Raw genomic sequence first — 15132 nt, 5'->3', positions numbered from 1 at the left:
TTTGTGAATACGGTGGTGTTGCGGACGGATGTGTCGGGTGATCCGTCGTTTGTGGAGTTGTTGGGGCGGGTTCGTGAGGTGGGGTTGTCGGCGTTTGAGCATCAGGATGTGCCGTTCGAGCGGTTGGTGGAGGAGCTGGCACCGGCACGGTCCATGGCCCGACATCCGCTGACCCAGGTCGTACTCACGCTGAAGAACACCACCGAGGACGGTCCGGTCCTGGCCGGCACGGTCGGCCGACCGTTTCCCACCGGACCGGCCGCGGCCCGTTTCGACCTCGAATTCAATGTCGAGGAGCGACGCGATGAGACCGGCTCACCAGCCGGGCTGTCCGGACGGCTGATCGCCGCCGCCGACCTGTTCGACGCGGACACCGCTCAGCGCTTCGCGACCTGGTTCGCCCGGGTGCTCGGTGTGCTGGTCGCGGACGTGGACCGGCGGGTGTCGACGATCGACGTGTTGGACGATGCCGAGCGCCGGCAGGTCCTGGTCGAGTGGAATCCGGAGCCGGTGGCGGTGCCGCAGTCGTCGGTGAGTGACCTGTTCGCGGCGCGGGTGGCGGAGGCGCCGGCAGCGGTCGCCGTGGTCACCGACGGCGAGGAACTGACCTACGGCGAGTTGGACGCGCGAGCGGGTCGGTTGGCGAGCCTGCTCGTCGGGCACGGAGTCGGGCCGGAGTCGCTGGTCGGCCTGGTGCTGGACCGGGGCCCGGACCTGTTGGTGGCGATGCTGGCGGTGGTGCGGGCCGGTGGTGCCTACGTACCGGTGGATCCGCGGTATCCGGCGGAGCGGGTGGCGTTCACGATCAGTGACGCGGCGCCGGTGGTGGTGCTGGCCACCACGGCGACGGCCGGAACATGGGCCGATTGCCCGGCACCGGTGATCGTGCTCGACGACGCGGAGATCGTGGCGACGGTGGCGGAGCTTCCGGTCGCCGCCCCGGTGGCGGTGCGGCCGGACCATCCGCTGTACGTGATCTACACCTCCGGGTCGACCGGGCGACCGAAGGGCGTGACGGTCACCCACGGCAATCTGGTCGGAATGTTCGCCGCCACCGCCGAGTCGTTCGGCGGGTTCGCGCCGACCGATGTGTGGTCCTGGTTCCACTCCGCGGCGTTCGACTTCTCGGTGTGGGAGTTGTGGGGGGCGTTGCTGCACGGCGGCCGGGTGGTGGTGGTGCCGTTCGAGGTGTCGAGGTCGCCGGGTGAGTTCGCCGCGTTGGTGGCCCGGGAGCGGGTGACGGTGCTCAGTCAGACACCCTCGGCGTTCTACGAGGTGATGGACCTGTTGGACGCCGGCTCGTTGCGGGCGGTCGTGTTCGGCGGGGAGGCCCTGAACCCTGGCCGGCTGACGAACTGGTTCGCCCGCCACGGGGCCCGATCACCGCGACTGGTGAACATGTACGGCATCACCGAGACCACTGTGCACGTCACCTTCGAGCAGGTGACCGAGGATGGCGTCGCCAGTGTCGTGGGTCAGGCGTTGCCAGGGCTGCGGGTGTTCGTGCTCGACGACCGGTTGCGGCCGGTGCCGCCGGGCGTCGCGGGCGAGGTCTACGTCGCCGGCGGACAGCTGGCGCGCGGTTATCTGGGCCGGGCCGGGCTGACGGGTGAGCGGTTCGTGGCCTGTCCCTTCGAGCCGGGCGTGCGGATGTATCGCAGTGGGGACCTGGCCCGGTTCAACGGTGCGGGCCGGCTCGAGTTCCTGGGCCGGGCGGACGACCAGGTGAAGATCCGGGGGTTCCGGATCGAGCTGGGCGAGGTGGAGGCCGCCGTCGCGGCGGTGGGTTCGGTGGCACAGGCAGCGGTGGTGGTCCGGGAGGACACCCCCGGTGACGCGCGACTGCTGGCCTACGTGGTGCCGGCCGACGGGGTGGACCACGCCGGCCTTCCGGCAGTGGTGCGACAGGAGACGGCGCGACGGTTGCCGGGACACATGGTGCCGGCGGTCGTGATGGTCATCGACGCGTTGCCGCTGACGACGAACGGGAAGTTGGATCGGGAGCGTCTGCCCGTGCCGCAGCAGGTGGCGGTGGTGGGGCGGGCGCCGGGGAACCCGCGGGAGGAGGTGGTGTGTGCGGGGTTCGCGGCGTTGCTGGGTGTGGACGCGGTGGGTGTGGATGATGACTTCTTCGCTCTGGGTGGGCATTCGTTGTTGGTGGTGCGGTTGGTGGAGTGGTTGCGTCGGCGGGGGGTCGTGGTTCCGGTTCGGGCGTTCTTTCAGACTCCGACGCCGGCTGGTCTGGCTGCTGCTACCGGTGCCCGGCAGGTGCGGGTGCCGGCGAACCGGATCCCGGCGAATGCCACCCGGATCACCCCGGACATGCTGCCGCTGGTGTCGCTCACCCAACGGCAGATCGACCGGATCGCTGCCGCCGTCGACGGCGGCGCGGCCAACATCGCCGACGTCTACCCCCTCGCCCCGCTCCAGGAAGGTCTGCTCTTCCACCACCTGCTGGCCGCCGACGGACCCGACGCCTACGTCCTGCCCACCATCCTGCACTTCGTCGACCGACGTCTGCTCGACGACTTTCTGGCCGCGTTGCAGCAGGTGGTGGACCGGCACGACATCTTCCGCACCGCCCTGGTCTGGACGGGACTGACGCAACCGGTGCAGGCCGTCCTTCGGCACGCGACAGTCCCCGTACGCGAGGTCGTGGCCGCCGGACCGGACGACCTGCTGGCCGCCGCCGGGCGGACCATCGACCTGACCCGCGCGCCGCTGCTGGACGCCACGGTCGCCCCCGCTGCGGACGGACAGTGGCTGGCCCTCATCCGGGTTCACCACGTCGTGCAGGACCACACCGGCCTCGACGTACTGCTCTCCGAGGTACGCACGATCCTGGCCGGCCGGGCCGGCGAGCTGCCCCGGCCGCTGCCGTTCCGTGACTTCGTGGCCCAGGCCCGCGCCAGCGGCACCGAACAGGAGCACGAGCGGTACTTCACCGCCCTGCTGGGCGACGTCGACGAGCCGACCGCCGCGTACGGGGTGCTGGACGTCCGCGGCGACGGCACCGACCAACGGAGGGCCGAGGAACCACTGGATCCGACCCTGACCGAGCGGTTGCGGCGGGTCGCCCGCGAGCTCGGTACCAGCCCCGCCACGATCCTGCACACGGCCTGGGCCCGGACCCTCGCTGTGTTGAGCGGCCGGGACGACGTCGTCTTCGGCACGGTGCTGTTCGGCAGGATGAATGCCGGTTCCGGATCGGACCGGGTGCCCGGCCCGTTCATCAACACCCTGCCGGTGCGCCTGGACACCCGCCGGTTGGGGGCCCGGGCCGCTGTTGCCGCGATGCGCGACCAGCTCGCCGGGCTGCTCGAACACGAACACGCCCCACTCGCCGTCGCGCAGCGCGTCAGCGGTGTTCCCGCCGACCAGCCCCTGTTCACCACGATCTTCAACTACCGGCACAACATCTCCGGCACCGAGATCGGCATCGACGGCGTCACAGTCGTCTCGTCCCGCGAGTTCGACAACTTCCCGCTGTCGGTCTCGGTCGACGACGACGCGGAACGTATCGCCTTCGCCGTGGACGCCGCCGGAACGATCGACCCGAGCGCCGTCGCCGCGTTGCTGCACACCGCCACCGAGGGGCTGATCGACGCGCTCGAATCGGCTACCGACATCCGCCTGGCCGCCGTGGAGGTGCTGCCCGCCGACGAGCGGTACCGGATGCTCGTCGACTGGAACGACACGACGACGCCGGTGGCGTGGTCGTCGCTGCCAGAGGTGTTCGCGGCCCAGGTGGCGGCCTCGCCGGAGGCGACAGCGGTGGTCTGCGATGGTGCCGCGCTGAGCTTCGCCGAGCTGGACGGGCGAGCGAACCGACTCGCGCGACTGCTCGTCGACAGCGGGATCGTCAGGGAGTCGCTGGTGGGTCTGCTGCTTCCCCGCGGGGTGGACGCGGTGGTGGCGATTCTGGCGGTGCTGAAGGCCGGCGCTGGATATCTGCCGCTGGACCAGGAGTATCCGGCCGAGCGGATCGCCCTGATGGTGAACGACGCGGCACCGGCGGTGGTGCTGGCGGTGCGGGCGACTGCGGGCCTGGCACCGGAAGGTGCCCCGGTGCTGGTGCTCGACGATCCGGCTGCCGCAGCGCAATGGGCGAGCGCGCCATCGGGTGACCCTTCGGTACCTGTCGGCCCGGACTCGGTGGCATACGTGATCTACACGTCCGGCTCGACGGGTCGGCCGAAGGGCGTGGTGGTGACCCACGGCGGGTTGCGCAACCTCTACGCCTTCCACCGGTCCGGGGTGATGGCAGGCGTCGACGGCCAGCGACTGCGGTTCGCGTTGACCGCGTCGTTGTCCTTCGACACCTCCTGGGAGGGGCTGCTGTGGATGGTCGCCGGCCACGAGCTGCACGTGATCTCCGACGAGGTGCGGCGGGACACCTCGGCGATGGTGCGATACGTGGCCGAGCTGGGCGTCGGGGTGATGGACGTGACGCCGACGTACGCCGAGCAGTTGGTGGCCGACGGCCTGTTGGACGCGCCGCCGGACATTCTGCTGCTCGGTGGTGAGGCGGTCGGCCCCCGGCTGTGGGAGCAGTTGCGCGACGGCGAGGGAATGTGGTTCGTACCCCTGTACGGTCCCACCGAGTACAGCGTGGACGCTTTGGGGCTGCCGACCGGTGACAGCGCGGGACCGCTGGTGGGCGTTCCGATCACCAACACCCGCGCCTACGTCCTCGACGGTGCGCTGCGACCGGTACCGATCGGGGTGGCCGGTGAGCTGTACCTGGCCGGCGTCGGGGTGGCCCGCGGCTACCTGAGGCAGCCGGGCCTGTCGGGGAGCCGGTTCGTGGCGTGTCCGTTCGGTGGCACCGGCGAGCGGATGTACCGCACTGGCGACGTGGTGCGGTGGGACGACGCAGGACGGCTGGAGTTCCTGGGCCGAGCCGACGGCCAGGTCAAGATCCGCGGATTCCGGATCGAGTTGGGGGAGGTGCAGGCCGCGGTCGTGGCCCACCAGGAGATCGTCCGGGCTGCTGTGGTGGTACACACCGACGCGGCCGGTGACCGGCGGCTGGTGGCCTACGTGGTGGCCGACGACGGTGATGCTGAGCTGCCGGAGCGGGTGCGGAGGTTCGTCGCCGAGCGGCTGCCGGGGCACATGGTCCCGGCGGCGGTGGTGGTCCTGGACGACCTGCCGCTGACTGTCAACGGCAAGCTCGACGAGCGGGCGCTGCCCGCCCCCGACTTCGCAGCCCGAATCGGCGCCGGCGGGCCCGTGGCCGATCCCCGGCAGGAGTTGCTGTGCGGTGTCTTCGCCGAGGTGCTCGGCCTGCCGGCGGTCGGTGTCGACGACGACTTCTTCGCTCTCGGCGGGCATTCGCTGCTCGCCGTACGCCTGCTCGGTCGGCTGCGCAACGTCCTCGGCGCCGAGGTGACGCTGCGGGCCCTCTTCGACGCACCGACTCCCCGAGCGTTCGTCGCCCGGCTGAGCGAGGCCGGCCCGGCCCGCCTGCCACTGACCGCCGCCGCCCGTTCGGAGCGGGCACCACTCTCCTTCGCGCAACGCCGACTCTGGTTCCTCGACCGGCTGGAGGGCCCCAACGCGACCTACAACCTGCCGGAGGCGCTGCGGCTGTCCGGGCAGATTGACGTCACTGCGCTCGACGCCGCCCTGCGCGACGTGCTCGGCCGGCACGAGATCCTGCGTACCGTCTTCGACACCGTCGACGGTGAGACCGGTCAGCGGGTCCTCCCGCTGGACGACCTCGACTGGCGACTGAACACCGTCGAGGTCGGCCCGGAAGCGCTGGACGAGGCGATCGCCGAGCTGGCTGGGCGGCCCTTCGACCTCGTCCACGAGGTGCCGGTCCGGGCCCGGCTGTTCGCGACCGCACCCGACGAGCACGTGCTGCTTCTCGTCGTGCACCACATCGCCAGTGACGGCTGGTCCGTCGGCCGGCTCGCCCGTGACCTGTCGGTCGCGTACACCGCTCGATGTGCCGGGCACGCCCCGACCTGGCAGCCGCTGCCGGTCCAGTACGCCGACTACGCGCTGTGGCAGCGCGAACTGCTCGGCGACGAGCGGGACCCGGGCAGCCTGCTGTCCACCCAGGTTGCCTACTGGCGCGGCGCCCTGGCCGGTGCGCCGGAAGAGTTGGCCCTGCCGTACGACCACGCCCGACCGGCGGTGGCCGGACACCGTGGCCACTGCGCCACCGTCGAGGTGCCTGCCGACCTGCACTCGCGGCTCCGCGAGCTGGCCCGGGCCGAGGGTGTGACGGTCTCGATGGTGTTGCAGGCCGCGGTCGCCGTGTTGCTGTCCCGACTCGGGGCGGGCACCGACATCCCGATCGGCACCGCGACCGCCGGTCGTACCGACGAGGCGCTGGACGACCTGGTCGGCTTCTTCGTCAACACGGTGGTGCTGCGGACCGACCTGTCCGGCAACCCGACGGTGCGCGAGGTGCTGGCCCACCTCCGGGACAGCACACTGGCGGGTCTCGGTAACCAGGATGTGCCGTTCGAGAGGCTCGTCGAGGAGCTTGCTCCGATCCGGTCGCTGGCCCGCCATCCGCTGTTCCAGACGATGCTGACGCTGCAGAACAACGCTGCCGCGACGCTTGACCTGCCGGGTCTGCGGACCGAGGAGTACGGGGTGCGGAGCACCGCGGCGAAGTTCGACCTGGAGTTCAGCCTCGCCGAGACCTTCGACGACGGCGGCGAACCGGCTGGCCTGACCGGAGAACTGGTCGCCTCGGCTGACCTCTTCGAGCCCACCAGCGTCGTCCAACTGCTGCGCCGATTCGTCCGGGTGCTCGAACTGCTGGCTCACGATGCCGGGCAGCGGGTGAGCGCCATCGACGTGCTGGACGTCGAGGAGCGTTCGCTGGTGCTCTCCGGTTGGAATGACACGGCGGTGTCGTATCCGGTGGGCGACACGGTGGTGTCGTTGTTCGCTCGGCAGGTCGCGGCGACCCCGGATGCGGTGGCGGTGGTGTTCGAGGGTGTGTCGGTGTCGTATCGGGAGTTGGACGTCCGTGCTGGTGCGGTGGCCCGGTATCTGCGGTCGGTGGGGGTTGGTCGTGAGTCCGTGGTGGGTGTGCGGATGGATCGTGGTGTGGATTTGGTGGTGGCGTTGGTGGGTGTGTTGAAGGCCGGTGGTGCGTATCTGCCTATTGATCCGGAGTATCCGCAGCAGCGGGTGGATGTGTTGGTGGCCGATGCGGGTGCCGCGGTCGTGCTGGATTCGGTGGCGGGGTTGGACGGCCCGGACGTGGGTTCGCCGGTCGAGGTGGCCTCGGATGGTGCGGCGTATGTGTTGTTTACGTCGGGGTCGACGGGTCGGCCGAAGGGTGTGGTGGTGTCGCATGCGGGTGTGGTGAATCGGTTGCGGTGGATGCAGGACCGGTTCGGACTGTTGGTGGGTGAGCGGGTGGTGCAGAAGACTCCGTTCACGTTCGACGTGTCGGTGTGGGAGTTCTTCTGGCCGTTGATCGTGGGCGCGACGGTGGTGGTGGCCCGCCCTGGCGGTCACCGCGACCCCGCGTATCTGGCCGAGTTGATCCGTGAGGAGCGCGTGTCGACGGCGCACTTCGTGCCGTCGATGTTGGAGGCGTTTGTTCCGGTGGCGGCCTCGTGCACGGGGTTGTCGAGGGTGGTGTGTTCGGGTGAGGCGCTTCCCGCGACGACGCGGGACAGCCTGTTGGCGGTCCTCCCGGACACGGAGTTGCACAACCTGTATGGGCCGACGGAGGCGTCGGTGGATGTGACGGCAACTCGGTGTGAGGTGGGTGTCCCGGTGACGATCGGGTCGCCGGTCGCTAACACCCGCACCTATGTGTTGGACGGTGGTCTGCAGCCGGTCCCGGTGGGCGCCGCCGGCGAACTGTATTTGGCCGGTGTGCAGTTGGCTCGGGGGTATGTGGGCCGGGCGGGTCTGACGGCGGAGCGGTTCGTTGCCAACCCGTTCGAGCCGGGTGAGCGGATGTACCGCACTGGTGACCTGGTCCGCTGGACCTCGGGCGGCGAACTCGACTACCTGGGTCGCACCGACGACCAGGTGAAGATTCGCGGCTTCCGCATCGAGTTGGGTGAGGTGCAGGCCGCCGTGGTCGCGCACCCACAGGTGACTCAGGCGGCGGTGGTGGTGCGGGGTGAGCGGTTGGTGGCGTACGTCGTCGGTGGTGACGGTGCTGGTGTGCGGGAGTTCGTGGGGCAGCGGTTGCCGCAGTACATGGTCCCCGCCGCGGTGGTCGTCCTCGACGAGTTGCCGCTGACCAGCAGCGGGAAACTCGACCGTCGGGCGTTGCCGGACCCGCAGATCGACACCGGCGTGGGTCGTGCTCCCGTGAACGCGCGGGAGGAGTTGTTGTGCGCCGGGTTCGCCGAGGTTCTGGGCCTGGACCACGTCGGTGTCGAGGATGACTTCTTTGCTCTGGGTGGGCATTCCCTGGTGGTGGTGCGGTTGGTGGAGTGGTTGCGGCAGCGGGGTGTGTCAGTGCCGGTACGCGCGTTCTTCCAGACCCCGACTCCGGCGGCGTTGGCAGCGACCGGTGGCGTCGACACCGTCGAGGTCCCGCCGAACCTGATCCCGGCTGACACGTCGGTGATCACTCCGGAGATGTTGCCGTTGGTGGAACTGACCCAGGAGCAGATCGACCGGATCACCACCACTGTCGATGGCGGCGCGGCGAACATCGCGGACATCTATCCCCTCGCCCCGTTGCAGGAAGGCATTCTCTTCCACCACCTGCTCGCCGAAGGCGGCGACGAAGCGTACATCCGGCCAATGGTGTTGGAGATGGACTCCCGTCCCCGGCTCGACGACTTCGTCGCCGCCCTGCAGATGGTCATCGACCGGCACGACATCTACCGCACGTCGATCGCGTGGGAAGGGCTCACCGAGCCGGTCCAGGTGGTGCGGCGGCACGTCGAGCTACGTGTCGACGACGTTGTCCTACCGTCTGGTGTCAGTGACCCGGTGGTTGAGCTGATCACGGCAACCGGGATGGCAATGCCACTGGGCCGAGCGCCACTGCTGGACCTCAGCGTGGCCCAGATCCCCGGCAGTGAGCGGTGGCTCGCGCTGATCCGCGTCCACCACATGGTCGAGGACCACACCGGTATGGATGTGGCCCTCGCCGAGCTCAAGACGATCCTCAGCGGTCACGGCAACGAGCTGCCGCCAGCCCTGCCGTTTCGTGACTTCGTGGCCAAGACCCGGTACAGCGCTGCCGAGGAGGAGCACGAGCGCTACTTCAGGACCCTGCTCGGCGACGTGGACGAGCCCACCGCGCCGTTCGGGGTGACCGATGTGCTCGGCAGTGGCAGCGGTGTGGCGCGCGTCGTCCACGAGTTCCCGCCCGCGTTGTCGATCCAGGTCCGGGACGTCTCACAGCAACTTGGCGCGAGCCCGGCCACCCTCCTGCACGTGGCCTGGGCCCGGGTGCTCGCCGCCCTGTCCGGCCGGTACGACGTGGTGTTCGCCACTGTGCTGTTCGGTCGGATGAACGCCGGCGCCGGGTCCGACCGGGTGCCCGGCCCGTTCATGAACATGCTGCCGGTGCGGGTACGGATCGACCACCGGGGCGCGTCCGTCGCCGTCAGCGCGATGCGTGACCAACTGGCCGAGCTGATGGAGCACGAGCACGCCCCGCTGGCGGTGGCGCAGCGGGCCAGCGCGGTCGACGCCGACCTGCCCCTCTTCACGTCGATCTTCAATTACCGTCACAACGCCGCTGTGGACCCCGAGGACGAGGCGCTGGTCGGGATCCGGATGGTGCACTCCGACGAGCCGACCAACTACCCGCTCTCGGTGGTGGTCGAGGACGACGGTGATCAGCTCGCGCTGGCCATCGACGCTGTCGCGCCGATCGACGCGGAGTTGGTCAGCGGACTGCTGCACGCCACGACGCAGAACCTCGTCGACACCCTCGATGTCGCGCTCAAGGGCGGCCCGGACGGGCCGCTGGGGGAAGTGGACGTCTTCGACGAGCGCGATCACGAACGTCTCCTCCGGGAGTGGAACGACACCAGCATCGAGGTGCCGGACGCGACGATCCCCGAGTTGTTCGAGCGGCAGGTCCGGCGCGCGCCGGATGCCCCCGCCGTCGTGGCCGACGACGGTGAGCTGACGTACGTCGAACTCGACGCGCGGGCCGAACGGCTGGCGCGTTCCCTGGCCGCGCGTGGAGTCGGCCCGGAGTCGTTGGTAGCGGTCTGCATGCCGCGCGGTGTCGAACTGACAGTGGCACTGCTCGGTGTGCTCAAGGCCGGTGGCGCGTACCTGCCCGTCGATCCGGACTACCCGGTCGAGCGGATCGCGTACATGCTGCACGACGCGCAGCCACCGGTGCTGCTGGCCACCACCGGCACCGCAGGTGTCCTGACCGACGTGGCGACAGTGCCGGTGCTGGTCACCGACAGCGCCGAACTGACCGCTGAGCTGGCGGCCTGGGAACCGACCACGCCACGACCGGGGGAGCGGGCCCGACCCGATCACCCGGCGTACGTCATCTACACCTCCGGGTCGACCGGCAGGCCCAAGGGTGTCCTGGTGTCACATGCCGGGGTGCCGAGCCTGGTTGCCGGGCACGTGACCTACCTCGACGTCGGCGCGGGCTGCCGGGTGGGCCAGTTCGCCTCGGCCAGCTTCGACACGTTCGGCTGGGAATGGATGATGGCGCTGCTGACCGGCGCCACCCTGGTGGTGATTCCGGCCGAGCAGCGGCTCGGTACGGCACTGCCGGCGTTCCTCGCCGAGCGGCAGGTGACGCACGTGACCCTGCCGCCGGCGGTGCTGGCCACGCTCGACGAGACCTCCATCGCCCCTGACGTGGTGCTGGTGGTGGCCGGTGAGGCGTGCCCGCTCGACGTGCTCAGGCGCTGGGCGCCGGGACGGCGGATGTTCAACTCGTACGGCCCGACCGAGACCACTGTGGACGCCACACTCTGGCGGTTCGCACCGGACGCCCGGGAGGTGGCCATCGGCGCCCCGGTGCTGAACAGCAGGGCCTTCATCCTCGACGAGCGGCTCATCCCGGTTCCCGTCGGAGTGGCAGGCGAGTTGTACCTGGCAGGTGCGGGCCTGGCTCGCGGCTACGTCGGGCGGGCGGGTCTCACCGCCGAACGGTTCGTGGCCTGCCCGCACGGTGCCGCCGGCGAGCGGATGTACCGCACCGGCGACCGGGCCCGGTGGACAGCCGACGGAGACCTGGTGTTCGCCGGCCGCGCCGACGACCAGGTCAAGATTCGCGGCTTCCGTATCGAACCCGGCGAGATCGCCGCCGTGCTCTCCGCTCATCCCGGCGTGGCGCAGGCCGCGGTAGTGGTCCGCGAGGACCGCCCCGGTGACAAGCGGCTGGTCGGCTACCTGGTGCCTGTCGATCCGGAGGCGGGCGAGGAGTTGCCCGACCTGATTCGCGGGCTGGCCGCACAGCGGCTGCCGGACTACATGGTCCCGTCGGCGCTGGTGCTGATGGACGCGTTGCCGCTGACCTCCAACGGCAAGCTGGACCGCCGCGCGCTACCGGCGCCGGACCTGCGCGGTTCCGTCGGACGGGCTCCGGCCGACCTCCGCGAGGAGTTGATCTGCGCCGCGTTCGCCGAGTTGCTCGGCGTCGACCGGGTCGGCGTCGACGACGACTTCTTCGCCCTCGGCGGCCAGTCGCTGCTGGCCGTGCGTCTGGTCAGCCGGCTGCGGGCAATGCTCGGGGTCGAGGTGGAGATCCGCGTCCTGTTCGAAGCGCCCACGCCCGCTGGACTGGCGGCGCGACTGGCCGGTGCCAGCGCCGCCCGGCTGTCGCTGACCGCCCGGCCCCGGCCGGCACGGGTGCCGCTGTCGTACGCCCAGCGTCGGCTCTGGTTCATCGACCAACTCGAACCCGGCGCGACGTACAACATGCCGATCGCGGTGCGGCTCACCGGTCGGGTGGACGTGCCGGCGCTCGACGGGGCGCTGCGTGATCTGATCGGCCGGCACGAGGCGCTGCGCACCGTGTTCCCCACCGTCGATGGTGAGCCGTACCAGCACATTCTCGACCTTGCCGAGATGAACTGGGAGCTGGCCACGGCGGCGGTGTCCGCCGCCGACCTGCCGGCCGCCGTGGCGGCTGCCGCCGAGCGTCCGTTCGACCTCGCTGTCGAGCCGCCGGTGCGCGCGTCGCTGCTGACCGTCGGACCGTACGATCACGTTCTCGTCCTGGTGCTGCACCACATCGCCGGTGATGGTTGGTCGCGGGGTCCGCTCGCCCGGGACCTGTCGGCCGCGTACGGGGCCCGCCTGACGGGCCGGTCGCCGGACTGGCAGCCGCTTCCGGTCCAGTACGCCGACTACGGCCTCTGGCAGCGCGAGCTGCTCGGCGCCGACGACGATCCGGACAGCCTGCTGTCCCGGCAGGTCGGGTACTGGCGTTCGGCACTCGACGGCGTGCCGCAGGAGCTGTCCCTGCCCACCGACCAACCCCGCCCCGCCGTCGCCTCGCACCGCGGCCACGAGGTGCCGGTGCACCTGCCAGCCGCCCTGCACGCCCGGCTACGCGAGGTGACGCGAGCCGAGGGAGCGACGGTGTTCATGGCGTTGCAGGCGGCTCTCGCCGTCCTGCTGTCCCGACTGGGTGCCGGCGCCGACGTGCCGATCGGCTCCACCAGCGCCGGACGCACCGATGTGGCCCTCGACGACCTGGTCGGGTTCTTCGTCAACACAGTCGTCACCCGGGTCGATCTGTCCGGCGACCCGGCGTTCGACGAGGTGCTGAACCGGGTACGGGACGCCGCCCTGGCCGGTCTGGCGAACCAGGATGTGCCGTTCGAGCGGCTGGTCGAGGAGTTGGCGCCGACCCGATCGTTGGCCCGGCACCCGCTGTTCCAGGTCATGCTGACAGTGCAGAACAACGCCGCCGCGGTCGTCGACCTGCCTGACGTGCGGGTCGAGGAGGTGCCGGCAGAGTTGTCGGTCGCCAAGTTCGACCTGGAGGTGATCGTCGCCGAGTCCTTCGACGCGTCGGGCGCGCCGGCCGGGCTGGACGGGGTGCTCATCGCCGCCGCCGACCTGTTCGAGGCAGAAACGGTCACTCAGCTGGCCAGGCGCTTCGTCCGGACGGTGGAAGCGGTGACCGCCGACCCGGCGGTGCGGGTCGGCTCGATCGACGTGTTCGACCCCGCCGAGCGGGACCGCGTGCTGGCTCAGTGGAACGACACCGGCCGCTCGGTGCCCGGCACGCTGGTGCCGGACCTGATCGCCGCCTGGACCGTGGCGAGTCCCGACGCGGTGGCGGTGCGGTACGACGACACGGCACTCAGCTACGCCGAACTGGACGCCCGTGCGCGGCGACTGGCCCGGACGCTGCGTGACGCGGGGGCCGGCCCGGAGACCGTCGTTGGTCTGTGTCTGCCCCGCGGCGTCGATGTGGTTGTCGCGATCGTGGCGGCCTGGCAGGCGGGGGCCGCGTACCTGCCGATCGACCCGGAGCAGCCGGCCGAGCGGATCGCGTACCTGATCGGCGATGCGATGCCGGCGGCGATCGTGACCGATCAGGCGCACGCCGAGCTGTTGCCTGACGGGACCGCGCGCATCCTGCTCGACGCGCCGACGTCGGACGCCGGGGTCTACCCCGCTGGCCCGGTGCTGTCGCCGGCCAATGCCGCCTACGTCATCTACACCTCCGGCTCCACGGGGCGACCGAAGGGCGTCTCGGTGCCACACGGTGGCCTGACCAACTTGGTCGAGGTGTTCCGGTCGGTCCTGCGGGTGGTGCCGGGGACGCCGGTGCTGCAGTTCGCGTCGTTCAGCTTCGACGCCTCCGTGCTGGACCTGGCGGTCACGCTTGCCTGTGGTGGCACGCTCGTGGTCGCCACCGCGGCGCAGCGCGCGGAGCCGGCGCTGCTGCGTGAGCTGGTCCAACGAGCCGGCATTCGCTCGGCCAGCGTGGTGCCGTCCCTACTCGGTGTCCTGTCCCCGCACGATCTGGTCGGGGTGGAGTCGATGGTGGTCGGCTCGGAGGGCATCGAGCCGTCCCTGGTGGCGACCTGGGCTCGGGGGCGACGGCTGACCCACGCGTACGGGCCGACCGAGGCGACGGTCATCGTCGCGGCCGGGCTCGTCGACCCGGACCGCGCCGGTGGCGGTGCCGCCGTGCCGTTCGGCGGACCACTGGCCAACAGCCGGGCCTACGTCCTGGACGGTGCGCTGGCACCGGTGCCACCGGGAGTGGCCGGCGAACTCTACGTCGCCGGCGACCAGCTCGCCCGCGGCTACGTGCGTCGCCCCGGGCTCACCGCGGAGCGCTTCGTGTCCTGCCCGCACGGCGTTGCCGGCGAGCGGATGTACCGCACCGGCGACCTGGTGCGGTGGACCGCCGACGGGGAGTTGGTGTTCCTCGGCCGCACCGACGACCAGGTGAAGCTGCGGGGGTTCCGGATCGAGCTGGGCGAGGTTCAGGCGGCGCTGGCCGCGCACCCGGGCGTCGGGCAGGCCGTGGCGACGCTGCGCGAGGACACGGCCGGCGACCGGCGCCTGGTCGGCTATGTGGTGCCGGTCGACGGGGTCGACCGCGACGGGCTGCCCCGTGAGGTGCGGGCCGCCGTGGCGGCCACCCTGCCGGAGTACATGGTGCCGTCCGCCGTCGTGCTGGTGGACGCGATTCCGCTGACCCCCAACGGCAAGCTGGACCGGCGGGCGCTGCCGGCACCCGATCACGTGGCCCGCGCCGGGCTGGGTCGGCTACCCGTGACGCCTGAGGAGGAGGCGATCTGCGCGGTGTTCGCCGCCGCGCTGGGCCTGGAGCGGGTGACCGCCGACGACGACTTCTTCGAGCTGGGCGGCCACTCACTGTTGGCGATCGACGTCATCGGCCGGATCCGGGACAGGCTCGGGGTCGAGGTGGGCATCCGGGAGCTGTTCGAGTCGCCCACCCCGGCGGGGTTGGCCGGGCGGGTCGGCGCGGCCGCCCCTGCTCCGGCTCGGCCGGCGCTGCGCCCGATGCGGGCTCGCACCGACTGATCGGACGAGCGGGTCGTCGGCACGCGGGTGACTGTCGCCCGCGTGCCGGCGACGCCGTCCTCCGGTCGCTGGCTGCCCGACCGCCAGCACGATCATCGGCCGCGTTCCGGTGTGTTCAACCGCCGCCGGAAGCAGTTGAGCGTGCACGCCCGCCGAGCCGGCATCGGCGTATTC

General features: G+C 70.9%; 1 protein-coding gene. It reads left to right on the top strand.

Going from position 1 to position 15132, the window contains the following annotated elements; all coding sequences use genetic code 11:
- The first annotated feature begins 3 nt into the window (after positions 1-3).
- Complete coding sequence (locus ABZ406_RS30000) at positions 4-14958, top strand: amino acid adenylation domain-containing protein (protein ID WP_357768776.1); 14955 nt, start codon at positions 4-6, stop codon at positions 14956-14958.
- Positions 14959-15132: the final 174 nt, after the last annotated feature.

Origin of the sequence: Micromonospora sp. NPDC005710 (genome assembly GCF_040630995.1) — a bacterium.
GTDB lineage: Bacteria > Actinomycetota > Actinomycetes > Mycobacteriales > Micromonosporaceae > Micromonospora.
This window is presented reverse-complemented; position numbering and strand designations above follow the sequence as displayed.